The organism is Streptococcus oralis (assembly GCF_003944215.1).
Classification (GTDB): Bacteria; Bacillota; Bacilli; order Lactobacillales; family Streptococcaceae; genus Streptococcus; species Streptococcus oralis_BI.
Genome location: NZ_RJVZ01000005.1, coordinates 1 through 25760, shown reverse-complemented (window position 1 = coordinate 25760; position 25760 = coordinate 1). Strand labels below are relative to the sequence as shown.

Here is a 25760-nt window from a genome sequence, read left to right as displayed (position 1 = left end):
TATGAAAACACAATCTAGTTTGGCTCGTTTGTGGAGCTATTTAAAAGCCTACCGTTTTTCTGTCTTCTTTGCGGTTTTTCTAAAAGTTTTGAGTGTGGTCATGAGTGTCTTAGAACCTTTTGTATTGGGGTTAGCCATTACGGAGTTGACAAAGAATCTCTTAGATATGGCTAATGGCCTTTCAGGTGCTAGTATCAATACTGGCTACATCGGAACGGTTTTAATCATTTACCTCTTTAGAGGACTCTTGTATGAACTTGGGTCTTATTATTCCAATTATTTCATGACCAATGCAGTCCAGTCTATGACTCAGGATCTGCGAAATGAAATGACTGAAAAGCTCAATCGTATCCCAGTATCCTTCTTTGACAAACACCAATTTGGTGATTTGTTGGGGCGCTTTACCAGTGACGTTGAGACAGTGTCCAACGCTCTTCAACAGTCTTTCCTCCAAATTGTCAATGCCGTTCTGACGATTGTTCTCGTGATGGGAATGGTTTTATACTTGAATTTTCAACTGGCTATAGTAGTGATTCTATCCATTCCAGTGACCTATTTTGGTGCCAGAAGCATCCTGAAACGTTCTCAGCCTTATTTTAAAGAGCAGGCGGCTATTTTAGGACGGATGAATGGCTATGTGCAGGAAAATCTTACAGGTTTTAATGTTTTGAAACTCTATGGTCGTGAGGAAACTTCTCATAAAGAATTTTCTAAGATTACAGATGACCTCCAACGTGTTGGTTTTAAAGCCAGCTTTATCTCTGGGCTTATGATGCCAGCCCTCCATGCTGTATCGGACTTGACCTATCTGATCGTTGCAGTTCTTGGTGGTTTGCAAGTGATTGCGGGTCGTTTGACAGTGGGGAATATGCAGGCTTTTGTTCAGTATGTCTGGCAGGTCAGCCAGCCTATCCAAAATATCACACAACTTGCGGGTCAAATGCAAAGTGCCAAGTCTTCGTTAGACCGTATCTTCGATATCTTAGATGAGACAGAGGAAGTCAAGGGAGAAGAACTCGAAATCCTTGAACCCTTAACAGGTCAGGTGACCTTCAAGCAGGTTGACTTCCAGTATGTTGAAAACAAGCCATTGATTCGAGACTTTAATCTAGAAGTTCAACCGGGAGAGATGATAGCGATTGTTGGTCCGACTGGAGCTGGTAAAACGACCTTGATCAATCTACTTATGCGCTTTTACGATGTCACAGCAGGCGCAATCTTGGTTGACGAGCAGGATATTCGCCAGTTGTCACGTCAAGACTATCGCCGTCAGTTTGGGATGGTCTTGCAGGATGCTTGGCTCTATGAAGGTACGATCAAAGAAAACCTACGTTTTGGAAATCTCGATGCCAGTGATGAGGATATTGTAGAAGCTGCCAAAGCGGCAAATGTAGACCACTTTATCCGAACGCTTCCTGGTGGTTACAACATGGAGATGAACCAAGAGTCAAGTAATATTTCCCTCGGACAAAAACAACTCTTGACCATCGCGCGTGCTCTCCTGGCCAATCCTAAAATTCTCATTCTGGATGAAGCAACTTCCTCTGTTGACACCCGTTTGGAACTCTTGATTCAAAAAGCCATGAAACGCTTGATGAAGGGAAGAACCAGCTTTGTCATCGCCCACCGTCTCTCGACCATTCAAGAAGCAGACAAGATTCTCGTTCTTAAGGATGGACAGATTATTGAGCAGGGAAATCATGAAAGCTTGCTCCAAGCAAAAGGCTTTTATTATGATCTGTACCAAAGCCAATTTTCAAGTAAGTCTGGGCAATCAAGCTAATCAAAACTGTCCAGATTTTTCTTAAATTATCAGTCAATTACAACTTTTTTAATATGAGTTAATTCCCTTGCTTTTGTATACCAGGAGTAGTATACTTAGGTAGTAATCAATAAATTGGTTACAAAAATAATATTTACGAGGTAAGAAAAATGGTTGAATTGAAAAAAGAAGCAGTAAAAGACGTTACAACATTATCTAAAACAGCGCCAGTAGCATTGGCAAAAACAAAGGAAGTATTGAACCAAGCAGTAGCAGACTTGTATGTGGCTCACATTGCCCTTCACCAAGTTCACTGGTATATGCGTGGTCGTGGTTTCCTCGTATGGCATCCAAAAATGGATGAATACATGGACAGCCTTGATGGCTATCTTGACGAAATCAGCGAACGTTTGATCACTCTTGGTGGCAAACCTTACTCAACTTTGACAGAATTCCTTCAACACAGTGAAATCGAAGAAGAAGAAGGAGAATTCCGTAACGTTGAAGAAAGCTTGGAACGTGTTCTAGCGATTTATCACTATCTCATCGCTCTTTTCCAAAAAGCTTTGGATGTGACTGATGAAGAAGGCGATGATGTTACAAATGATATCTTTGTTGGTGCTAAGGCTGAACTTGAGAAAACAGTTTGGATGCTTGCGGCAGAACTCGGACAAGCTCCTGGTTTGTAAAATATAGTTGCTACCCCTTTTATCATGAGGTGCTTGATAAGTGCCCATGATCAATCATCTTTTAAAAGTCATGTAACTGTAAAAAGTTGCATGATTTTTTTGTCTGCTGGACTTAGGACACATTGTCAAAAGTAGGATTTTACGGTATAATAGTTGCTGTTCGAGAAATTTTGATTGTCAAAAAATAGTGAAATGTTATAAGGAGAACCCATGAACAACTTACCAAATTGCCCAAAATGTAATTCAGAATATGTTTACGAAGACGGAAGTCTCTTGGTCTGTCCAGAGTGTGCCTATGAGTGGAATCCTGCAGAAGTTGCAGAAGTAGAAGAAGGCGTTGTCGCTATCGATGCTAACGGAAATAAATTGGCTGACGGCGATACTGTAACCCTTATCAAAGACTTGAAAGTAAAAGGTGCGCCAAAGGATTTGAAACAAGGAACTCGTGTTAAAAATATCCGTATCGTAGAAGGTGACCACAACATCGACTGTAAGATTGATGGTTTTGGAGCTATGAAACTCAAGTCAGAATTTGTTAAGAAAATCTAGCCATGAAACTGAATTATAAATTTATCTTTTATAGTCGTGTGCTCTTGTTCTTAGCGGCATTTACAGGAGTTTATTTGGAGATCACCAAGCACGGTGGTTTTGGTATGCTCCTTTACTACACAGTGTTGTCCAATCTTTTGGTAACGATTTTCACGGGCTATCTGCTCCGTGTGATGAGCCGTTCAGGTGAAAATTGGCAAAGTCCGACCTTGCTTCGCCTCAAGGGTGGCGTTACCATGAGTATCATGATTACCTGTGTGATTTACCATTTTATGCTTGCACCGATCGCGACAGACTTTTACCGTGTGGAAAATTTCCTTTGCCACTATATCGTTCCACTCTGGTTTTTAGCTGATACCCTCTTCTTTGATAAACAGGGTCAATACAAGATTTGGGATCCAGTCTTGTGGACCATCTTGCCCTTGGTTTATATGATTTTTGCCTTGTTTAACGGCCTGGTCTTGAAACTCAATATTCCAAATTCCAAGGACAATCCCTTCCCTTATTTCTTCTTAAATGTGAATAAGGGTTGGGACGTGGTTATCAAATGGTGTTTGATCATTTTTATGGCGTATATGGTTGCAGGCTTTATCTTCTATCTGATCAAGCAAATCAAGCGAAAATAGTCTTCCTATTAGGAAAGTTAGGACGGAGTCTCTAGTTCAATCGGGCTCCTTCTTTTCTTGCCATCTTCCTTTTAAAAGGATCAACAGTGAGAAATATACAGAAAGAAAATCTATGAAACAATTTTTAGAACGGGTTAGTATTTTGGCCCTATCCCTCGTTTTGATTACCTCCTTTTCCATCTCAAGTGCTCTGCCAGCCATGTTTGACTACTATCAGGGCTATCCCAAAGAACAAATCGAGCTCTTGGTCAGCCTTCCTTCTTTTGGGATTATGATTATGCTGATTTTAAATGGGTTTTTGGAACGTTTGTTTCCTGAGCGTCTTCAAATTAGTCTAGGGCTTCTCATCCTCTCTATTGGGGGAACAGCCCCCTTCTGGTATCAGGATTATAACTTTGTCTTTGCGATGCGGATTTTATTTGGTTTGGGTGTGGGGATGATCAATGCCAAGGCCATTTCCATCATCAGCGAACGCTATCATGGAAAGACACGGATCCAGATGCTGGGTCTCCGCGGATCAGCAGAAGTTGTCGGGGCATCGATTTTGACTCTAGTGGTAGGTCAACTCTTATCCTTGGGATGGACAGTGACCTTCTTGGCCTACAGTGCGGGATTTTTAGTATTGATCCTTTATCTGCTCTTTGTCCCTTATGGGAAAGAAAAGAAAGAAACAAAGAAAAAAGAGGCCGAAACGACTCGTTTGACGGGACAGATGAAGGGCTTAATTTTTCTATTGGCTGTCGAAGCAGCAGTTGTTGTCTGCACCAATACAGCTATCACCATTCGTATTCCTAGTTTGATGGTGGAAAGAGATCTAGGGGATGCCCAGTTATCGAGCTTGGTTTTAAGTATCATGCAGTTGATTGGGATTGTGGCTGGCGTGAGTTTTTCTTTCTTGATTTCTCTCTTTAAAGAAAGATTGCTCCTTTGGTCAGGCATTACCTTTGGATTGGGGCAGATTGTGATAGCTTTGTCTCCGTCATTGGGTGTGATGGTAGTTGGAAGTATTGTGGCAGGTTTTGCCTACAGCGTAGCCTTGACCACTGTCTTTCAGCTTCTTTCTGAAAGAATTCCAGCTAAACTTCTTAATCAGGCAACGTCTTTCGCAGTGCTAGGATGTAGCTTTGGAGCCTTTACGACACCTTTCATTCTTGGGGCGATTGGCTTGGTGACTCAAAACGGTATGTTGGTCTTCACCATTCTAGGATGCTGGTTGATTGTCACTTCTATCTTTGTTATGTACGCACTTCAAAAGAGAGCTTAGGATTGGTTTCCTAAGTTTTTTTTTGGGAATTTTGTACCCATACAATTTTTGGTTTTTAAACTTGTTTACACTTTTATTTCCTGATAAAATAGAAGTTATGACAAGATATAAAGCAACTATTTCTTATGATGGTTTTGCCTTTGCCGGTTTTCAGCGCCAGCCTCATGCGCGGAGCGTTCAAGAGGAAATTGAGAAAACCTTAACGAGACTCAATAAGGGGCAAGCCATCACTGTTCACGGTGCTGGTAGGACGGATAGTGGGGTCCATGCTCTGGGACAGGTCATTCATTTTGATCTGCCCTATCAGATGGATGAGGAAAAACTCCGTTTTGCTCTGGATACCCAGTCACCAGAAGATATTGATGTGATTTCAATTGAGCTTGTGGCGGATGATTTTCATTGCCGTTATGCAAAACATAGCAAGACCTATGAGTTTATCGTGGATAGGGGGCGTCCCAAAAATCCTATGCGCCGTCACTATGCCACTCACTTTCCCTATCCCCTCGATGTGGAGCGGATGCAGGAGGCCATCAAAAAGCTAGAGGGAACTCATGATTTTACCGGTTTTACAGCGTCTGGTACCAGTGTAGAGGACAAGGTTCGAACTATTACAGAAGCCAGCCTTAGTGTTGATGAGACAGGGCAGTTTTTGACCTTTACCTTCTCTGGGAATGGTTTTCTTTACAAACAGATTCGCAATATGGTGGGGACTCTTCTCAAGATCGGAAACAACCGCATGCCTGTAGAGCAGATTGACTTGATCTTGGAGAAAAAAGACAGGCAACTTGCAGGCCCCACAGCAGCACCAAATGGCTTGTATTTGAAGGAGATTCATTATGAAGAATAATCGTATTTTAGCCCTTTCTGGGAATGATATTTTTAGTGGTGGTGGTTTATCAGCTGATCTGGCTACCTATACCTTGAACGGCTTGCATGGCTTTGTAGCTGTAACTTGTTTGACGGCCTTGACCGAAAAGGGCTTTGAAGTCTTTCCAACAGATGACGTCATTTTTCAACATGAATTAGATAGTTTGCGTGACGTGGATTTTGCGGGAATCAAGATTGGTCTTCTCCCTACTGTCAGTGTGGCTGAGAAGGCCTTGGACTTTATCAAGCAACGTCCAGGAGTGCCTGTAGTTCTAGATCCAGTCTTGGTCTGTAAGGAAACGCACGATGTAGCTGTCAGTGAACTCTGTCAAGAGTTGATTCGCTTTTTCCCTCATGTCAGTGTGATTACGCCAAATCTTCCTGAAGCAGAATTATTAGCTGGTCAGGAAATTAAAACCTTGGAAGACATGAAAGCTGCAGCGCAGAAATTGCATGAATTAGGAGCGCCAGCAGTCATTATCAAGGGAGGCAATCGCCTTAGTCAGGAAACGGCTGTAGATGTCTTTTATGATGGACAAATCTTTACAGTCCTAGAAAATTCCGTTATTCAAGGCCAAAATGCCGGTGCAGGATGTACCTTTGCCTCAAGCATTGCCAGTCACCTAGTCAAAGGTGATGACCTTTTAACAGCGGTAGAGAGTTCTAAAGCTTTCGTTTACCGTGCTATTGCACAAGCAGATCAATATGGAGTAAGACAATATGAAGCAAACCAAAACAACTAAAATCGCCCTTGTATCTCTATTAACCGCCCTTTCTGTGGTCCTAGGTTATTTCTTAAAAATTTCAACGCCAACAGGCATTCTAACTCTCTTAGATGCGGGTGTCTTCTTTGCAGCCTTCTACTTTGGTAGTCGTGAAGGGGCTGTCGTTGGAGGACTAGCAGGTTTCTTGATTGACCTCTTATCAGGCTATCCACAGTGGATGTTCTTTAGCTTGGTAAACCATGGCTTGCAGGGATTTTTCGCAGGATTTAAAGGGAAATCTCAGTGGCTAGGCCTTATCTTAGCTACTATTGCGATGGTAGGAGGCTACGCCTTGGGTTCAACTTTGATGAATGGCTGGGCAGCAGCCCTACCCGAAATCCTACCAAACTTCCTGCAAAATATCGTGGGAATGGTTGTAGGGTTTGTGCTTAGTCAAAGTATTAAGAAAATTAAGTAAAGCGGCTGGAGAAAAGTTCTAAAAATCAGAAAAACGCATAATATCAGGTGTTGAAAAACCTTGATATTATGCGTTTTATTGTGGGAAGATTTTCGAAGAATATTAATCAAAATAAAGCAAATCTTTGCTGGTGCTTGTAAAGAGGTCAAAGCCATCCTTGGTAACAACACCACAGTCTTCGATGCGGACACCGACTTTACCAGGGATATAGATACCAGGTTCAACAGAGAAGCACATGCCTTCTTCAATGACCATGTCATTTCCTTCCATGATAGATGGGAATTCGTGGACATCCATACCGATACCGTGACCGAGACGGTGGTTGAAGTACTCACCATAACCAGCTTTTTCAATGACTTCACGGGCAGCTCGGTCTACTTCATGGGCAGTCACACCTGGCTTGATAAAGTCAAGGGCAGCTTGTTGGGCTTCAAGGGTCAAGTTGTAGATATCTTTCTTGAATTGGTCAGGCTTACCGACAGCGACTGTACGAGTCATATCTGATGCGTAACCATTGACCATGACACCGAGGTCAAAGAGGAGAAGAGCATCATTTTCAACCTTGTTAGCTGCTGGAATGCCGTGTGGATTTGCAGCGTTATCGCCAGTCAAGACCATAGTATCAAAGCTCATTTCATAGCCTTCACGTTTCATAGCAAAGTCGATTTGGGCAATGATATCTGTTTCAGTCTTATCAAGAGAAATGTTGTCAAAACCAACTTTGACAGCTTTATCAGCATAGAGACCTGCAACCATCATTTTTTGCACTTCATCAGCTGATTTGATGAGGCGCATGCGTTGGATGCGAGGAGTGAGATTTTCAAACTCAGCAGTTTCAAAAACTGTTTTCAAGCCATGGTATTTGGTCAAGATGAGATTATCAAACTCAACAGCGACACGTTTGAAGTCGTGCTGAGGCAAAGCGTTTTTGATTTTTTGCCATGGATTTTCAGAATCCACATAGCCCACAACTGGGAAGGAAACGGTGCTGGTTGCACGCTCCACTTCAAGGGCTGGGACAAAAAGGAGAGGTTCCCGGTCCGCTAAGACAAAAAGGAACATTTGGCGTTCATGGGGATCACTGTAAAAGCCAGTGAGATAATTAATAGTGACGGGGTCAGATACGACAGCGACGTCTAGTTTTTCTGATTCAAGATATGTTACGATTTGTTGTAATTTAGACATATGCTACCTTCTTTCTACCCCTCTATTTTGGCAAAAAAAGAGAGAAAATGCAAGGAAGAAGGGTAAAAGAACAGGCAAAAAGAACTCCGATATGATAGCGGAGTTCTTTGATATAGTTTTCCTTAATTTAAGAAAAGTCAGCCTTGCTTTTCACGTCACTGTATTCTTCAGCGATTTCTTGACTGAGAATATCTTCATAGGCAGGGAGATGGATATCCTGACCGTATTTCTTCTTGAGGGCAGTAGTAACTAGGCGATAAGCTAGATTGGCATTACGAGAGAGGATAGGTCCGTGGAAGTAGGAACCAAAGACATTCTTATAATGAACCCCTTCGCCGATTTTTTCTTCGTTATTTCCATTTCCATAGACAACCAGTCCCAGTGGTTTTTGGTCATCTGAGAGGAAGGTGCGGCCTTGGTGATTTTCAAAGCCATAGTAGGTTTCATCGAAGTCTTCATTGTGAATCTTGATGTCACCGATAAAGCGATTATTGGTCTGGTTGAGGGTGTAGTGGCCCATGACACCGAGCCCTTCGATACGTTTGCCTGAAGCCTCAACATAATATTGCCCCAAAAGTTGGAAACCACCACAGATGGCTAGAACTACTCCGTCGTTTTGGATGTAGTTGTCAATGCTCTCTTTTTTAGCAGGCAGGTCGCTAGCGATGATACTTTGTTCAAAGTCTTGACCTCCACCGAAAAAGGCGATATCATAGTGATTTTCGTCAAAATCATCATGGAGAGAAACGATGTCAACTGTCACATGAGCTCCCAGTTTTTCAGCCACATACTTGAGCATGAGGATGTTTCCATTGTCTCCGTAGGTATTCATGAGATTTCCATAGAGGTGGGCGATGTTGAGCTGATAAGGGTAGTTGCCAGCTTTTGAGGAAAGTGAAGTATAAACCATTAGTTCATCTCCTTTCTAACAATCTGACGACTAGCCAGCAGTTCGCGGAATTCAAGCATAGCAGTATAGGTAGCTAGGATATAGGCATGTTTGCAGTCTTGGTTCTCAATGGTCTTGAGAACTTGTTCCAGATTGCTTGTTTCAGTGATTTTCTCAGCTGGATAGCCTGTCACTCGTAGACGTCGCGCGATTTCAGAATGACGAACACCACCAGCGTTGATTTCAGGAATGTCCATGTCAGCAATTTGTTCAAAGTCCGCATCCCAGATCCAGCTAGTATCAATCCCATCAGCATAGTTGGCGTTGAGAAGGACAGATAGGCTAAATGGATAAGGCGCTAGTTTGATCATCTCGATAGCCTGAGTTGCACCGACTGGATTTTTAATCAAGACAAGGGTGCATTCCTTATCGCCGATATGGAAGGTTTCCTGGCGTCCAAAGACAGCACGGCTCTTGTCAAATCCTTGCTTGATCCGTTGCGAATCTGCGCCGAGGAATCGAGCGATGGCAACCGCTGCTAGGGCGTTGTAGATGTTGTAAAGCCCACCGATTTGAATGCCGTATTCTTGTCCGTCAATGACAAAGCGAGAGCGATTGTTAGTCAACTCAACCAATTCCGTCAGACGGTAGTCCAAGTCAGGACGTTTGCAACCACAATTTTCACAGATATAGGCACCTAAGTTGGCATAAGTATTGAGTTCATATTTCAGAATACTTTGACAGTCTGGGCAGAGAATACCTTCGGTATTGTAGTGAGCCAGTTGGGCTGGCCCTTTTTCCAAGTCAAAACCAAAATACTGTACAGGATTTGGAATAGCTGGTTTGTAGAAAAGCGGACTGTCACCATTTAGGAGAACAGTAGCCGTAGGCACCTTACGGATGGCATCTAAAATCATCTTATAAGTCGTATAAATCTCACCGTAGCGGTCCATTTGGTCACGGAAAATATTAGTGATAACAAAAAGACTAGGCTGGATATAGTCACAAATACGAGATAGGCTGGCTTCGTCAATTTCAAGGACGGCAATATTTTTCCCAGTTTTAGACGATTTGGCAGTCAAGAAGGTCGTTGCAATCCCTGTGATCATGTTGGCACCACTAGGATTGGTTAGAACCTGACCATAAACTTCTTTTAAAATGCCGACAGTGAGGGCAGTTGTCAGGGTTTTGCCATTGGTTCCAGTGACCACGACAATTTCGTAGTTCTTAGCTAGATTTTGTAAAATATCTTTATCAAATTGAAGGGCGAGTTTTCCTGGGAGCGTACTTCCACGGCCAAGACGGCTCAAGATGAAGTGAGATGAACGCCCAGCTAGGAGGCCCAAAGTAGTTTTTAATTTCATGTTTCTATTATATCATACTGCACCCANNAGTCCAATAACTAAAGTAATCTCTAAGATCAACTAAAGAAGTAACCTTAGAGGTGCTTTTTAGTTTCTGATTAAACCAATCAAATACGATATCTTTGAATTTGATAACTTTGGCACCTTTAAGAAATAAATCTTTCTCACTCTGAACATAAGAAAGGAGAGGACATCAATTATCTTCTATAGGTTTTAAAATTTCATTAATTCATTATAGCTGACAAAGATACCTAACTTTTGGGATTTAGATCATTTTTTGGAAAGTCTCTTTTATAATAAATTACGAATTTTTTCTTTTATAAATGCGTTAAGAGGATAGTGTTTATCAAGATATTCTAGGAGTGCCTGAGCAGATTCAGAAATGCGTTCGTAACCTTGCAAAAAGTAGGGTAATTGTTTGGCTTCGTTTGGATAACCTTTTTCAAATCGTCTGCTGCTGTTAAAAATATCTACAAAATTAGATTTAGAAGTTTTTTCCAAATTGATTAGTTCGGTCCAAAGCTTGACAGATCTGTTTTGGATGAAATCATAAGCAGCCAATTTTTCGCCTCGTTGATAGCGACCTAGTCCTATATATAGGTTGCATAAAATTTCTCCCAACAGCCATTCACGGTCTCTATTTTCTTTTGATGGCAATCTTTGTGGCTGGCAGATTGTTCCATCAAAACCGACCTCCTTCCAGATAATTTTGCCTTCAGCGAAAGGAATGTTTACTAGTTCGTGAGCTTCAAAGATAGCAAATTCACAAAAAACATCATCTTCAAATAGAACTTTATGTCCGTCCACTGTATTTTGGTAGTGAAATGCAATTGGTTCTAGCTTACTTAACCAGGTTAGGTCCTGGATATAGGCCTGCTTGTAGCCATCTTTTACAATAACAAAGAAATCCAAATCGGAGTACTGATCCAATCGTTCTCTTTCTGATCCGCAAGAACCAAGTGCCAGCAAAGCTAGTGCTTGTCTAGAATCTTTTAGAGACTGACCAATATCATTTAGTCTTTGTAATAGTAATTCTGTTTTATTCATATCGTTACCTCATTATTTCTTGTTTACAGACATTATATAGTTAATATTTTCGAAAGTCAATTTCATCCCATACCAAATATATACTAATGTAATATGGGATTTCTTTCGATATTTTTTACAATGATAAAGTTTAAACATTTTGCGGATCTTTGTTCATATTATCAAGAATGAAGAAACTTGAAGTATTCTTTGATTAATTAGAAAGCGGTTCTTATCTTCAAAAAGATTAAATGATTTGGAAAATATTTGAGAAGAAAAAATATATCGACTTAGCCATCAATTTGCAAACGGTAAAACCTTTCCACAAACGATGAAAATACACATATGACCGCGCGAAGAGTGCCTAATTTACCTAATTAGGCACGAAACAATCATTGCAAAATATCTTTTTAAATTACTCATAAAACGATGAGTTGAAGCAAGTTATTTAAAGTCATATGTATTGCTGATATTTGAAAGAGTGACCTGAGACTCAATATATAATTAGGACTGCTAAATAAAGTTGGGATATTATATCATAAAAGAAGGAAAAGACAGATTTGAGATTTCGCAGAAACAAAAACAGCCCGATGAGGGCTGTGAGTGATTAGTTCTGAAACCAAGTTGCGATTGGGAAGTCATTTTGCTTCAGTTCCAGTTTTGTTTTGGTTAGAAGTTGGCCATTTTCTAAGGAATACAATAACAAATGTTGATTGGTTACGACCAATACCTTGTTTGTCAAACTTGTATCGATGTGTATTATCTCTTCGGTAGAGTCAGGCAAATCTTTTCTAACATTGATTAGATAGCTAGATTCATCAGAGAGATTGACAATAGATAAGGCACAGCGATCATTTCCATCCGCCTCATGTTTTACAATCAAACGATCTTCTTTCGGTGTTTTATAAAGAAGATTGGGATTGTCCTCAGGTAGCGTGATGAAGTGCTTTTCCTTACTAGACAAGTTCATGACAAGTATGCGATTGTCTGGATCCTTAGAAAAGGTTTCTGTATTTCGAGTATAAGCAACGCTACTGTAATAATTGTCACCGATTAATTCAGAAGAAGTCAACATTTCAACGATCTTTCCTTCGCTTGTCAGAGGTGTGCGAGACAATTCTTTTAGTTGATCATTTTCGTCCAATTCAACTAAATAAGCATCAAACACTAAAGCGGGTCGTTGACGGGACTCATCATGAAATCCCAGACCGAGGTAGAGGCGATTCCCTCTTCCGTGAAACTGGATCGGAAAGGAGGTGGATTCGGAGAATGTTTTTTGAGTAATCAGCTTTCCAGAGATGTCAAACATACTGAGCACCCCATCCTCAGTTGTAGTTTGGCCTGTGTAGAAGAACTTGTCTGATACTCCAGCTCCTGAATAAGCATAGAAAGGAGTTGAAGTTTTCCGGATGTCCCCTGTCTGAAAGTCAAGGGATACGATGTTCTGAGTGGATGCCTTCCCTCTGGTATTTCCAGATGAAAAGACGAGATAGCGATTGTCAAACCGTCCCTGAGGAAACCAGAAATTGACATCTTCTGCAATGGAGACGTCCTCAGTCTTTATGAGTTGAAACTGATCGTTTTGCAACTGATAACTTTGAATGGATTTCGAATTGACAAGGTAAAAATCAGCAGTCTGATTGACTGTGAATTGCTGTTTTTGAGGTGAAATCAAGTGAAAAAGTATCCAGCAAAGCAGGAGAAAAATGAAGACTATACTGACACAGAAAACCAGTGTTTTCACAGTCGTACTTTTTTCTTTGGATAGAAAGGAAAAAGGAGAGTGTTTTGACAGTTTAACTTGCTTCCCCATGTGACTAGCCTCCTTTTTGAACAAAAAATGAAGACAACATCCTATACCTATAGTATAAACTTTTACAGCTAAAAGCACAAATAATCTTGCAAGGAAACTATGGACTGAATAGAAAAAGACAAGCACCAAAATGGATGCTTGTCTTGTGTAGAATATTTGAAATCTTAAATCGCAAACAAGTCATTCAAGTTCTCAGCCAAGGTTGGGTGAGTGAAGATTTGTTTTGTGAAGTAAGTATAAGGAATCTTGTTGTCCATTGCAACGGTGATGATGTTGATGATTTCTTGTGAACCTTCTGAGAAGATAGTTGCACCGAGAATTTCTTTTGTTTCAGTGTTGACAACAGCTTTGAAAGCTCCGCGAAGGTCTCCATTTACATGACCACGAGGCATCGCAGCAACAGGGATTTCCTTCACAGCGTATGGAAGTTTCAAATCAGCTGCTTGGCTTTCCGTCAAACCAACTTGTGAAAGTGCAGGTGTGATGAACATAGTGTTTGGTACATTGAGACGGTCTTCAAGTGTGTAGCTACCATCTCCAGCAAGGTAGCTGTAGACAACACGGAAGTCATCAAGTGAGATGTAGGTAAATTGAGGTCCACCGTTGACATCTCCAACTGCAAAGACACCAGGAACATTTGTTTGACAGTGTTTGTCTACCTTGATAGCACCACGTTCCGTTAGTTCAATGTCTGTGTTTTCAAGTTGAAGTGGTTCTACGTTTGGCTTACGTCCAGTTGCGTATAGAAGAGCATCGAAACGGTAAGTTTCCTTTTCAGTTACGACAAGGACTTGGTCACCGTCGTTTTTGATTTCAGTAGTACGGATGTTTTGAAGCAATTCAATGCCGTCTTCTTCCATGTATTGTTTAGCAAGAGCTGCGATGGAAGGTTCTGCACGAGGTAGGAAAGTATCCAAGGCATCTAGAACGGTTACCTTGCTTCCAAGTTTGTTGTAAAGACCTGCAAATTCAAGACCGATGTTTCCACCACCAAGGACTCCAAGTTTTTCAGGCAATTTGTCCAAGTTTTGGATACCTGTTGAGTCAAAGACGTTTTTGCTTGTAGCAAGTCCAGGGATTGGCAAGACGTTTGAAACAGCACCAGTGTTGATAACGATAGTTTCAGCAGTCAGTTCTTGTTTTTCATCACCAGCCTGGATTTCGATGACTTTGTTTGAAAGGAAATGAGCTTCCGCATCAAAGATATCTACACCTGTACCAGCAACAGTAGCATAGTTTTTACCATTGAGGCGACTAGTGATAGTATTTTTGGTAGCAATGACTTCTTCAAAAGACAGGTCCTTCTCAGCAGCGACTAGCAAGGTTTTAGTTGGGATACAGCCGATGTTGATACAAGTTCCACCGTACATAGCTTTGCTACGTTCGACAAGAGCTACTTTTTTGCCAGCTGAAGCCAATTTACCAGCTAGTGTTTTCCCAGCTTTACCGAATCCAATAACGATTAAATCATAAGTTAACATTTTTATATCCTCCTATTTGGTTTCATTCTAGCACAAGAAAAAAACTTTTGCACAATTCTGCTACGGGAGAAACGAACCATATAAAGACGTATTTATATTTGTGGAAAATCGTTTACATGATTTTCCTTAAGGATTTTACTATCTTTTGCCCCGCTCTTGTGTTATACTAGACAGGTTGCAAAGAAACTAGTACTTTTCTTTCGTGGAAAAGAAGCAACACGGTATCTCGTTTTGAAGAAGATACGTCATGAAAAGAAAAGTATATACTACGCGCTATAGGGTGGCTTCGCACCACCTTTAGAAAGAAGAAAAACGTGAAATTTAATGAATTTAACTTGTCTGCTGAATTGCTAGCAGAGATTGAAAAAGCTGGATTTGTAGAAGCAAGTCCCATCCAAGAACAGACCATTCCATTGGCTCTTGAGGGAAAAGACGTTATCGGTCAAGCCCAGACTGGTACAGGGAAAACTGCAGCCTTTGGCTTGCCAACCCTTGAAAAAATCCGTACAGAAGAAGCGACCATCCAAGCCTTGGTCATCGCTCCAACTCGTGAACTCGCTGTTCAAAGCCAAGAAGAACTCTTCCGATTTGGGCGTAGCAAGGGAGTGAAAGTTCGCTCAGTTTACGGTGGTTCAAGCATTGAAAAACAAATCAAGGCTCTTAAATCTGGTGCCCACATCGTGGTAGGAACACCAGGTCGTCTCTTGGACTTGATTAAACGCAAGGCCTTGAAATTACAAGATATTGAAACGCTCATCCTTGACGAAGCGGACGAGATGCTGAACATGGGCTTCCTTGAAGACATCGAAGCCATTATCTCTCGAGTGCCAGTGAGCCGCCAAACCTTGCTCTTTTCAGCAACTATGCCAGAAGCTATCAAGCGTATCGGTGTTCAGTTCATGAAAGAACCTGAGCATGTCAAGATTGCTGCCAAAGAATTGACAACAGAGCTGGTGGACCAGTACTATATCCGTGTCAAGGAACAAGAAAAATTCGACACCATGACCCGTCTGATGGATGTGGAACAACCAGAACTTGCTATCGTATTTGGTCGCACCAAACGTCGCGTGGATGAATTGACTCGTGGGCTTAAAATCCGTGGCTTCCGTGCTGAAGGAATTCATGGTGACCTAGATCAAAATAAACGCCTTCGTGTCCTTCGTGATTTTAAAAATGGCAATCTTGATGTTCTGGTTGCGACGGACGTGGCAGCACGTGGTTTGGATATCTCAGGTGTGACCCATGTATATAACTACGACATTCCTCAAGATCCTGAAAGCTATGTTCACCGTATCGGTCGTACAGGTCGTGCTGGTAAGTCAGGTCAATCTATTACTTTCGTAGCACCAAATGAAATGGGTTACCTTCAAATTATCGAAAACCTGACTAATAAACGCATGAAAGGTTTGAAACCAGCGACAGCAGAAGAAGCCTTCCAAGCTAAGAAACAAGTAGCTCTCAAGAAAATCGAACGTGATTTCGCAGATGAAACCATTCGTGGAAACTTTGAGAAATTTGCCAAGGATGCTCGTAAGTTGGCTGCCGAATTTAGTCCAGAAGAATTGGCTATGTATATCTTGAGTCTCACTGTCCAAGATCCAGACAGCCTTCCAGAAGTGGAGATTGCACGTGAAAAACCACTACCATTTAAACCATCAGGTAATGGCTTCGGTGGCAAAACTAAGGGAGGTCGTGGAGGCCGTCGTGGGGACGACCGTCGAGACCGTGATCGCCGTGGCAATGGTCGTCGTGATGAGTTCAAGAAAGGCAGTCGTGGGAACGATCGTTTTGATAAAGACAGACGTTACCGTAATAAAGACAATAAAAAACCTCGCAACACTTCAAGCGAAAAGAAAACAGGCTTTGTTATTCGTAACAAGGGAGACAAATAGGAAAAAGCGATTCACAGTGTGAATCGCTTTTATATATAAGGAGACCAAGGGTAAAAGAAGATGTATAAAAGTAAAGGTGAGATGGGAAGGGGAACTTTAATCCATCTTCTTATAATATTATTATATAAAAATCAAAACAGAATGTCAATAAAAAATTGCTATTTTTATAAAATATTTTTGCTTTTAAAAATTGCAATTCAATAAGCAATTTTCAGATAATTATTGAAATAAAGACTTTTCTATGTTATAATGGAAGCGATTATATGTGAGGTAAAAAATGGCACATTTATTAGAAAAAACAAGAAAAATTACATCAATTTTAAAACGCTCAGAAGAGCAAATGCAGGATGAACTTCCGTACAATGCCATTACACGTCAACTAGCAGACATTATTGATTGCAATGCCTGTATTGTCAATAGCAAGGGACGACTTTTGGGCTATTTTATGCGCTATAAAACTAATACCGATCGCGTAGAGCAGTTTTTCCAAACCAAGACGTTCCCAGATGACTATGTACAAGGGGCAAACATGATCTACGATACGGAAGCCAATCTTCCTATTGAACATGATTTGACCATTTTTCCTGTAGAGAGCCGTGCGGATTTTCCAGATGGTTTGACAACCATTGCTCCCATTCATGTATCAGGGATTCGCCTAGGTTCCTTGATTATTTGGCGCAATGATAAGAAATTTGAAGATGAGGATTTGATTCTTGTTGAGATTGCGAGCACAGTGGTAGGGATTCAACTCTTGAACTTCCAACGTGAAGAAGACGAGAAAAATATCCGTCGCCGTACTGCTGTAACCATGGCAGTCAATACCCTCTCCTACTCAGAACTTCGTGCTGTTTCAGCTATTTTATCTGAGCTAAATGGAAATGAAGGACAATTGACTGCATCTGTCATTGCAGACCGTATCGGCATCACGCGCTCAGTGATCGTCAATGCTCTCCGTAAGCTAGAGTCGGCAGGAATTATTGAAAGCCGTTCACTAGGAATGAAGGGAACCTATCTCAAGGTATTGATTTCAGATATCTTTGAGGAAGTGAAAAAGAGGGACTACTAATGGCAAAGGCTTTAATCTCGATTGACTATACAGAGGATTTTGTAGCAGATCAGGGGAAATTGACAGCAGGTGCTCCTGCTCAAGCCATATCAGAGGCAATCAATCAGGTGACCAGACTGGCTTTTGATCGTGGAGACTATGTTTTCTTCACCATTGATGCTCATGAGGAAGGGGATGATTTTCACCCTGAGAGTAAACTTTTCCCACCTCACAACATCATTGGAACTAATGGTCGCAACTTGTATGGAAAACTAGCGGATTTTTACCAAGCCCATGCTTCTGATAGTCGTGTCTTTTGGATGGACAAGCGTCACTATTCAGCCTTTTCAGGAACGGACCTCGATATTCGTTTGCGAGAACGTCGAGTTGATACAGTCATCTTAACTGGTGTTTTGACAGATATTTGTGTCCTCCATACGGCTATTGATGCCTATAATTTAGGTTATCAAATCGAGGTTGTCAAGCCTGCGGTTGCCTCTATCTGGCCAGAAAATCATCAGTTTGCTCTTGGACATTTTAAGAACACTCTGGGAGCCAAATTGTTGGATGAAAATTTGGCTGAAATTAAAGAATGATTCCCTTGGAAAAATGAAAAAAATCTGAAAAAAGTGTTGACAAAGATTTTGAAAGTTGATATACTAGTAAAGTAATCGACGCGGGGATGGCGGAATTGGCAGACGCGCAGGACTAAGGATCCTGTGACCGCTTTAGGTCGTGAGGGTTCAAGTCCCTCTCTCCGCATAGGGTAAGAGTTAGCTGTGGCTAGCTCTTTTTGTTTTTCCAAAGAAGGCTAGAGGTACAGTTCGACTATCGGAAGAACTTGGCATCAAGAACTATCATTTATGGAATGGAGTTGTTTTTTTGATTGGTAAAACGTGTTCTAATATGAAGAAAGTTAGCAGTTGCTAGCTTTCTTCATTTTTTCAAAAAATAAATCAAAAAATATTTTCGATTTCATAAACATTTCATATTTGGATTTTATAATAGTCTTACAAATATGGAGGTGACAAATGAATCCAATCCAAAGAGCTTGGGCTTATGTCAGCAGAAAACGACTGAGAAGTTTTATTTTATTTCTGATTTTATTTGTCCTTTTAGCAGGAATTTCAGCCTGTTTGACGCTGATGAAGTCCAACAAAACAGTAGAAAACAATCTTTACAAATCACTCAATACCTCTTTTTCTATTAAGAAGATAGAAAATGGACAGACCTTCAAGTTATCGGACCTAGCATCAGTTAGCAAGATTAAGGGACTGGAAAATGTCTCTCCTGAACTCGAGACGGTCGCAAAACTAAAAGACAAGGAAGCGGTGAGTGGTGAGCAGAGCGTAGAACGTGATGATTTGTCAGCTGCGGACAAGAACTTGGTCAGCTTAACGGCTCTTGAGGATTCATCCAAGGATGTCACCTTTACCAGTTCGGCTTTCAATCTAAAAGAAGGCCGACACCTTCAAAAAGGAGATTCAAAGAAAATACTGATCCACGAAGAGTTGGCTAAGAAGAACAATCTTTCGCTTCATGACAAGATTGGCTTGGATGCTGGACAGTCAGAATCTGGAAAAGGGCAAACAGTAGAGTTTGAGATTGTCGGCATCTTTTCTGGTAAAAAACAAGAAAAATTCACAGGCTTGTCTTCTGACTTCAGTGAAAACCAAGTCTTTACAGACTATGAAAGTAGCCAAAGCCTTTTGGGAAATAGTGAACCTCAAGTCAGTGCAGCGCGCTTCTATGTAGAAAATCCCAAGGAAATGGACGGACTCATGAAGCAGGTGGAAAACTTGGCCTTGGAAAATCAAGGTTACCAAGTTGAGAAGGAAAACAAGGCCTTTGAACAAATCAAAGACTCAGTTGCAACCTTCCAAACCTTCCTAACCATCTTCCTTTATGGGATTATGATAGCTGGAGCTGGAGCCTTAATTTTGGTCTTGTCTCTCTGGTTGAGAGAAAGAGTCTACGAAGTGGGAATTTTACTCGCACTTGGAAAAGACAAGAGTTCGATCTTCCTACAATTCTGTTTAGAGGTAGTTTTGGTATCTCTTGGAGCTTTGCTTCCATCCTTTATTGCTGGAAAGGCCATTACATCCTATCTACTCCAAACTGTACTAGCCAGTGGAGATCAGGCAACCTTACAAGATACGCTAGCTAAAGCAAGCAGTCTATCAACCAGTCTCCTATCCTTTGCAGAATCCTATGTCTTTCTGCTACTGATTAGTTGTTTGTCTGTAGCTCTTTGTTTCGTATTCTTATTTAGAAAATCACCTAAGGAAATTTTATCATCTATTAGTTAATACTCTTCGAAAATCAAATTCAAACCGCGTCAGCTTTATCTGCAACCTCAAAGCTGTGCTTTGAGCAACCTGCAGCTAGCTTCCTAGTTTGCTCTTTGATTTTCATTGAGTATAAGAAGGAGAAATCATGACTTTATTACAATTGCAAGATGTTACCTACCGTTATAAGAACACTGCTGAAGCAGTTTTATATCAGATCAAGTATAATTTTGAACCCGGAAAATTTTATAGTATCATTGGTGAGTCAGGAGCAGGAAAATCCACTCTCTTGTCCCTACTGGCTGGTCTAGATAGTCCTGTTGAAGGTTCTATCCTTTTCCAAGGAGAGGACATTCGGAATAAGGGATATTCTTACCATCGCATGCACCATATTTCTCTGGTCTTTCAAAATTATAATTTGATTGATTATCTTTCTCCACTGGAAAATATCCGCTTGGTCAACAAAAAGGCGACTAAGGATACCCTTCTTGAGCTTGGTTTGGATGAAAGTCAGATCAAGCGGAATGTTCTCCAGTTATCAGGTGGGCAACAGCAACGTGTTGCCATCGCTCGCAGTTTGGTGTCAGAAGCTCCAGTTATTCTAGCTGATGAGCCAACAGGAAATCTGGACCCTAAAACTGCTGGAGATATTATCGAACTGCTCAAATCACTTGCCGAGAAAACAGGTAAATGTGTAATCGTCGTTACGCATAGTAAAGAAGTGGCGCAAGCGTCAGATATTACACTTGAGTTGAAGGACAAGAAACTGACTGAAACTCGCAATACTACTAAATAATATGAGCTTGTTTTGATAGAATTATAAAATCAAATCTAGAAAGGGAACCTATGTTACACAACGCATTTGCCTATGTTACAAGGAAGTTTTTCAAATCGATTGTTATCTTCCTGATTATTCTCCTCATGGCGAGCTTGAGTTTGGTCGGCTTGTCGATCAAGGGAGCTACTGCCAAGGCTTCTCAGGAGACCTTTAAAAATATCACCAACAGCTTCTCCATGCAAATCAATCGTCGCGTCAATCAAGGAACGCCTCGAGGTGCTGGGAATATCAAGGGTGAGGATATCAAAAAAATTACCGAAAACAAGGCCATCGAGTCTTATGTTAAACGCATCAACGCTATCGGAGATTTGACTGGATACGACTTGATTGAAACGCCAGAAACCAAGAAAAATCTCACTGCTGACCGTGCTAAACGGTTTGGAAGCAGCTTGATGCTTACAGGTGTCAATGACTCCTCTAAAGAAGATAAATTTGTCTCTGGCTCATATAAGCTGGTTGAAGGTGAGCACCTAACCAACGACGACAAAGACAAGATCCTCATGCACAAGGACTTGGCAGCCAAACATGGCTGGAAAGTCGGAGATAAGGTCAAACTAGACTCCAATATCTACGATGCAGACAATGAAAAAGGAGCCAAGGAAACAGTTGAAGTGACAATCAAGGGACTCTTTGATGGTCACAATAAGTCGGCAGTAACCTATTCACAAGAACTCTATGAAAACACAGCTATCACAGACATTCACACTGCTGCAAAACTTTATGGATACACAGAAGACACAGCCATTTATGGGGACGCAACCTTCTTTGTAACAGCAGACAAGAACTTGGATGATGTCATGAAAGAGTTGAATGGCATCAGCGGTATCAACTGGAAGAGCTACACACTTGTGAAGAGCTCCTCTAACTACCCAGCTCTTGAGCAATCCATCTCTGGTATGTACAAGATGGCTAATCTCCTCTTCTGGGGTAGCTTGAGTTTCTCAGTCCTTCTCCTTGCCCTCTTACTCAGCCTTTGGATCAACGCCCGTCGCAAGGAAGTGGGAATTCTCCTCTCTATCGGTCTCAAGCAGGCAAGTATCTTGGGTCAATTCATCACCGAATCTATCCTGATTGCCATCCCTGCTCTCGTTTCTGCTTACTTCCTAGCCAACTATACAGCTCGTGCAATCGGAAACACCGTCCTTGCCAATGTTACTTCAGGTGTTGCCAAGCAAGCCAGCAAGGCTGCTCAAGCATCTAATCTTGGTGGTGGTGCAGAAGTAGATGGCTTTAGCAAGACCTTGTCGAGTCTAGACATTTCCATTCAGACATCAGACTTTATCATCGTCTTTGTTCTTGCTTTAGTTCTAGTCGTTCTTGTTATGGCACTTGCTTCAAGCAATCTCCTCAGAAAACAACCAAAAGAGCTCTTGCTCGATAGCGAATAAAAAACTTGCTACCTATTCTCCCCTAAATGGGGTATAATATAGGTAGCATTTTTATCTGTTTTGTCTTGATAAGGACTCTTCCTTTCAGGATGAAACTGATATAATTTACAAGAAATTTAAAGGAATGTGAAACGTTTTTCTATGAAAATTTTAATTGTAGAAGATGAGGAGATGATTCGTGAGGGGATCAGTGACTATTTGATGGATTGTGGTTATGAAACCATTGAAGCAGCAGATGGTCAGGAAGCTCTGGAAAAATTTTCCAGCTATGAAGTTGCTCTAGTACTGCTGGATATCCAGATGCCCAAGCTCAATGGCCTCGAAGTCCTAGCTGAGATTCGTAAAACCAGTCAGGTCCCTGTCCTGATGTTGACCGCCTTTCAGGATGAGGAATACAAGATGAGTGCTTTTGCTTCTCTGGCAGACGGATATCTGGAAAAACCCTTCTCCCTGTCTCTCTTAAAAGTGAGGGTAGACGCGATTTTCAAGCGCTACTACGATACGGGACGAATCTTCTCCTATAAGGATACCAAGGTGGACTTTGAGAGCTACAGTGCAAGCCTAGCAGGTCAAGAAGTGGCTATCAATGCCAAAGAGTTGGAAATTCTGGACTATCTGGTGAAAAATGAAGGACGGGCCTTGACTCGTTCTCAGATTATCGATGCTGTCTGGAAGGCGACAGATGAGGTCCCCTTTGACCGTGTTATTGATGTTTATATCAAGGAACTGCGGAAAAAGTTAGACTTGGATTGTATCCTCACTGTGCGCAATGTTGGCTATAAATTGGAGCGAAAATGAAACGAACAGGTTTATTTACAAAGATATTTATCTATACCTTCTCGATTTTTAGTGTTCTGGTTATTTGTCTTCATTTAGCTATTTATTTTCTCTTTCCCTCGACTTATCTGAGTCATCGTCAGGAAAGCATTGGTCAGAAAGCGACAGCCATTTCCCAGTCCCTAGAAGGAAAGGATAGGCAGAGTATCGAGCAAGTATTAGACTTGTATTCCCAGACTAGTGATATCAAGGGGGCCGTCAAGGGAGAGATGACAGAGGACAAGTTAGAAGTCAAGGACAACCTTCCTCTAGACACAGACCGCCAGACCACCTCTCTCTTTATCGAGGAGCGTGAGGTGAAAACGCAAGATGGTAGCACCATGACTCTGCAATTTCTAGCTTCCATGGATTTGCAAAAGGAAGCAGAGCAGATTAGTCTCCAATTTCTTCCCTATACCTTACTGGCATCTTTTCTAATTTCCCTCTTGGTGGCCTATATCTATGCTCGGACCATTGTTGCCCCGATTTTGGAAATCAAGCGGGTGACCCGTCGAATGATGGAACTAGATGCTGAAGTGCGATTGCGTGTGGATTCTAAGGATGAGATAGGTGATCTTAAGGAACAGATCAATAGCCTCTACCAGCACCTTTTGACAGTTATTGCGGACTTGCATGAGAAGAATGAAGCCATTCTCCAGCTGGAGAAGATGAAGGTTGAGTTCCTACGAGGAGCTTCTCATGAATTAAAAACACCTCTGGCTAGTCTCAAAATCCTAATCGAAAATATGAAAGAAAATATCGGTCGTTATAAAGATAGAGACCACTATCTGGGAGTTGCCTTGGGGATTGTGGACGACCTCAGTCACCACGTTCTTCAGATACTTTCTCTTTCTTCTGTTCAGGAATTGCGAGAGGAGAAGGAAGAAATTGACCTACTCCAAATGACGCAAACTCTGGTTAAGGATTATACTTTACTAGCCAAGGAAAGAAAAGTTCAGATAGACATTAGCCTGACCCATCAGCAGGCTTACATAAATCCATCTGTCATGAAACTAATCCTATCGAATCTCATCAGCAATGCCATCAAGCACTCCACTCTAGGCGGCTTGGTCCGCATCGGGGAGAGAGAAGGGGAACTCTTTATCGAGAATAGCTGTAGTCCTGAAGAACAAGAAAAATTGGCCCAGTCTTTTTCTGGCAATGCTAGTCGCAAGGCTAAGGGTTCAGGAATGGGACTCTTTGTGGTCAAGAGTCTATTAGAACATGAGAAATTACCTTATCATTTTGAGATGCAAGATGAGCGTTTGACCTTCTTCATGCGTTATCCTAAAGTCGTGCAAGACTAGGGGAAAGAAAAGGTTTACATTGCTTTAATTGTAAGAAATTCAATCTAAAGTATGGGAAAAACTAGCTTTTTTTGTCAAAAAGTGATAAAATGAACAATGTAAATGGGATGTCCCAAAAAATATATAGGAGGCCTGACAAATGGCAATCGTTTCAGCAGAAAAATTTGTCCAAGCAGCTCGTGACAACGGTTATGCAGTTGGTGGATTTAACACAAACAACCTTGAGTGGACTCAAGCTATCTTGCGCGCAGCAGAAGCTAAAAAAGCTCCAGTTTTGATCCAAACTTCAATGGGTGCTGCTAAATACATGGGTGGTTACAAAGTTGCTCGCAACTTGATCGCTAACCTTGTTGAGTCAATGGGTATCACTGTACCAGTAGCTATCCACCTTGACCACGGTCACTACGAAGATGCACTTGAGTGTATTCAAGTTGGTTATACTTCAGTTATGTTTGACGGTTCACACCTTCCAGTTGAAGAAAACCTTGAAAAAGCTCGTAAAGTTGTAGAATTTGCTCACGCAAATGGTGTATCAGTAGAAGCTGAAGTTGGAACTATCGGTGGTGAAGAAGACGGAATCATCGGTGATGGTGAATTGGCTCCAATCGAAGATGCTAAAGCAATGGTTGCAACTGGTATCGACTTCTTGGCAGCTGGTATCGGTAACATCCACGGTCCATACCCTGCAAACTGGAAAGGTCTTCACCTTGACCACTTGCAAAAATTGACTGAAGCTGTACCAGGATTCCCAATCGTATTGCACGGTGGTTCAGGTATCCCTGATGACCAAATCCAAGCAGCTATCAAACTTGGTGTTGCCAAAGTTAACGTTAACACTGAATGCCAAATCGCATTCGCTAACGCAACTCGTAAATTTGCTCGCGACTACGAAGCAAACGAAGCTGAATACGACAAGAAGAAACTCTTCGACCCACGTAAATTCTTGGCTGATGGTGTAAAAGCTATCCAAGCATCAGTTGAAGAACGTATCGACGTATTCGGTTCAGAAGGTAAAGCTTAATCTAGCTGAATAATACAGATAAAACCTGCCCATTGGGTGGGTTTTTTGGTGTGGAGAAAATAAATTATTTTTCAAGTTTAGGAGGTAGAATTTAATGTGATTCTAAGAAATTTTTTAATTTATGATAAAATAATAGTATGAGTATTATTAATTGAATTCAAGTTTTTATTTAGTTAGAATATAAAAATATTCTGGTATCATTGATTTTAATTACATTGTATAGAATATTCTATAATTCATTATTTTGAAAACTTTGTTTTATTCCAGTATAGTATGTAGGTGATATAAAATGAATAAATTGGCAAACAATATTAAAAGTTTAAGATTAAGCATGGGTGAAACTCAAGAAGATTTAGCTTATGCTCTAGATTTAAATAGTAAGAGTGCTGTTGCAAATTGGGAAAGTGGTGAAAATGTTCCTTCGTCAGAAAATTTACATAGAATCTCGAATAGATATGGAGTTACAAT

The 25760-nt window shown here is 41.2% G+C and carries 24 protein-coding genes and 1 tRNA gene; 19 read left to right on the top strand and 6 right to left on the bottom strand.

Annotated elements, in window-relative coordinates; all coding sequences use genetic code 11:
• Position 1: 1 nt before the first annotated feature.
• The 8 genes from D8804_RS03830 (at position 2) to D8804_RS03795 (ending at position 6939) form a co-directional block, all read left to right on the top strand.
• Positions 2-1783: an ABC transporter ATP-binding protein gene (locus D8804_RS03830; RefSeq protein ID WP_125398891.1), complete on the top strand. Its 1782-nt coding sequence runs from the start codon at positions 2-4 to the stop codon at positions 1781-1783.
• A gap of 149 nt (positions 1784-1932) precedes the next feature.
• Complete coding sequence (locus D8804_RS03825) at positions 1933-2451, top strand: Dps family protein (RefSeq protein ID WP_033583491.1); 519 nt, start codon at positions 1933-1935, stop codon at positions 2449-2451.
• 210 nt (positions 2452-2661) lie between these two features.
• A complete protein-coding gene (locus D8804_RS03820; protein WP_001061600.1) occupies positions 2662-3000 on the top strand; it encodes a zinc ribbon domain-containing protein YjdM in 339 nt (112 codons plus the stop codon).
• Positions 3001-3002: 2 nt separating this feature from the next.
• A complete protein-coding gene (locus D8804_RS03815; RefSeq protein WP_125398889.1) occupies positions 3003-3626 on the top strand; it encodes a Pr6Pr family membrane protein in 624 nt (207 codons plus the stop codon).
• A gap of 112 nt (positions 3627-3738) precedes the next feature.
• Positions 3739-4890, top strand: coding sequence for an MFS transporter (locus D8804_RS03810; protein ID WP_125398888.1), 1152 nt, complete (start codon positions 3739-3741; stop codon positions 4888-4890).
• Positions 4891-4987: 97 nt separating this feature from the next.
• Positions 4988-5737: a tRNA pseudouridine(38-40) synthase TruA gene (gene truA, locus D8804_RS03805; RefSeq protein ID WP_125398887.1), complete on the top strand. Its 750-nt coding sequence runs from the start codon at positions 4988-4990 to the stop codon at positions 5735-5737.
• Entirely contained in the window at positions 5727-6500 is a 774-nt protein-coding gene (locus D8804_RS03800; RefSeq protein WP_125398886.1) for a bifunctional hydroxymethylpyrimidine kinase/phosphomethylpyrimidine kinase, read from the top strand. The genes truA and D8804_RS03800 overlap by 11 nt, the downstream gene beginning before the upstream one ends.
• Positions 6478-6939: an ECF transporter S component gene (locus D8804_RS03795; protein WP_125398885.1), complete on the top strand. Its 462-nt coding sequence runs from the start codon at positions 6478-6480 to the stop codon at positions 6937-6939. Before D8804_RS03800 ends, D8804_RS03795 begins: the two co-directional genes overlap by 23 nt.
• 102 nt (positions 6940-7041) lie before the next feature.
• Here the strand turns inward: D8804_RS03795 and D8804_RS03785 are convergent, their stop codons facing one another.
• From D8804_RS03785 to D8804_RS03760, 6 genes are all read right to left on the bottom strand, one after another.
• Positions 7042-8124, bottom strand: coding sequence for a M24 family metallopeptidase (locus tag D8804_RS03785; protein WP_125398883.1), 1083 nt, complete (start codon positions 8122-8124; stop codon positions 7042-7044).
• A gap of 127 nt (positions 8125-8251) precedes the next feature.
• Positions 8252-9034, bottom strand: coding sequence for a lipid II isoglutaminyl synthase subunit GatD (gatD, locus tag D8804_RS03780; RefSeq protein WP_125398882.1), 783 nt, complete (start codon positions 9032-9034; stop codon positions 8252-8254).
• Positions 9034-10377, bottom strand: a complete 1344-nt coding sequence (murT, locus tag D8804_RS03775) for a lipid II isoglutaminyl synthase subunit MurT (RefSeq protein WP_125398881.1) — start codon at positions 10375-10377, stop codon at positions 9034-9036. Before murT ends, gatD begins: the two co-directional genes overlap by 1 nt.
• Before the next feature lie 291 nt (positions 10378-10668).
• Positions 10669-11424, bottom strand: coding sequence for a hypothetical protein (locus D8804_RS03770; protein WP_125398880.1), 756 nt, complete (start codon positions 11422-11424; stop codon positions 10669-10671).
• A gap of 586 nt (positions 11425-12010) precedes the next feature.
• Positions 12011-13078, bottom strand: a complete 1068-nt coding sequence (locus D8804_RS03765; protein WP_260472326.1) for a hypothetical protein — start codon at positions 13076-13078, stop codon at positions 12011-12013.
• Between the two features lie 302 nt (positions 13079-13380).
• A complete protein-coding gene (locus tag D8804_RS03760; protein WP_125398878.1) occupies positions 13381-14697 on the bottom strand; it encodes an FAD-containing oxidoreductase in 1317 nt (438 codons plus the stop codon).
• Positions 14698-15011: 314 nt separating this feature from the next.
• On the opposite strand from D8804_RS03760, the gene cshA reads away from it, so the two are divergent.
• The 11 genes from cshA to D8804_RS10445 form a co-directional block, all read left to right on the top strand.
• Positions 15012-16589, top strand: coding sequence for a degradosome RNA helicase CshA (gene cshA, locus D8804_RS03755; protein ID WP_125398877.1), 1578 nt, complete (start codon positions 15012-15014; stop codon positions 16587-16589).
• Positions 16590-16866: 277 nt separating this feature from the next.
• Positions 16867-17655, top strand: coding sequence for a GTP-sensing pleiotropic transcriptional regulator CodY (gene codY / locus D8804_RS03750; protein WP_004243007.1), 789 nt, complete (start codon positions 16867-16869; stop codon positions 17653-17655).
• A complete protein-coding gene (locus tag D8804_RS03745; RefSeq protein WP_125398876.1) occupies positions 17655-18230 on the top strand; it encodes a cysteine hydrolase family protein in 576 nt (191 codons plus the stop codon). Before codY ends, D8804_RS03745 begins: the two co-directional genes overlap by 1 nt.
• A gap of 80 nt (positions 18231-18310) precedes the next feature.
• Positions 18311-18396: transfer RNA gene (locus D8804_RS03740), tRNA-Leu, on the top strand.
• A gap of 269 nt (positions 18397-18665) precedes the next feature.
• Entirely contained in the window at positions 18666-19943 is a 1278-nt protein-coding gene (locus tag D8804_RS03735) for an ABC transporter permease (protein ID WP_125398875.1), read from the top strand.
• 127 nt (positions 19944-20070) lie between these two features.
• Positions 20071-20718 carry an ABC transporter ATP-binding subunit Vex2 gene (gene vex2, locus D8804_RS03730; protein WP_000173740.1) on the top strand — a complete coding sequence of 216 codons (648 nt, stop codon included), beginning with the start codon at positions 20071-20073 and terminating at the stop codon, positions 20716-20718.
• 50 nt (positions 20719-20768) lie between these two features.
• The gene (vex3, locus tag D8804_RS03725; protein WP_084946341.1) at positions 20769-22148 is read left to right on the top strand and encodes an ABC transporter permease subunit Vex3; all 1380 of its coding nucleotides are present in this window, start codon (positions 20769-20771) and stop codon (positions 22146-22148) included.
• Positions 22149-22289: 141 nt separating this feature from the next.
• Positions 22290-22946 carry a response regulator transcription factor VncR gene (gene vncR, locus D8804_RS03720; RefSeq protein ID WP_125398874.1) on the top strand — a complete coding sequence of 219 codons (657 nt, stop codon included), beginning with the start codon at positions 22290-22292 and terminating at the stop codon, positions 22944-22946.
• Entirely contained in the window at positions 22943-24271 is a 1329-nt protein-coding gene (vncS, locus tag D8804_RS03715) for a sensor histidine kinase VncS (protein WP_125398873.1), read from the top strand. The genes vncR and vncS overlap by 4 nt, the downstream gene beginning before the upstream one ends.
• Before the next feature lie 139 nt (positions 24272-24410).
• The gene (locus D8804_RS03710; protein ID WP_001019005.1) at positions 24411-25292 is read left to right on the top strand and encodes a class II fructose-bisphosphate aldolase; all 882 of its coding nucleotides are present in this window, start codon (positions 24411-24413) and stop codon (positions 25290-25292) included.
• 289 nt (positions 25293-25581) lie between these two features.
• Positions 25582-25760: helix-turn-helix domain-containing protein (locus tag D8804_RS10445; protein ID WP_142999709.1), on the top strand; the 179-nt coding region annotated here is incomplete at its 3' end.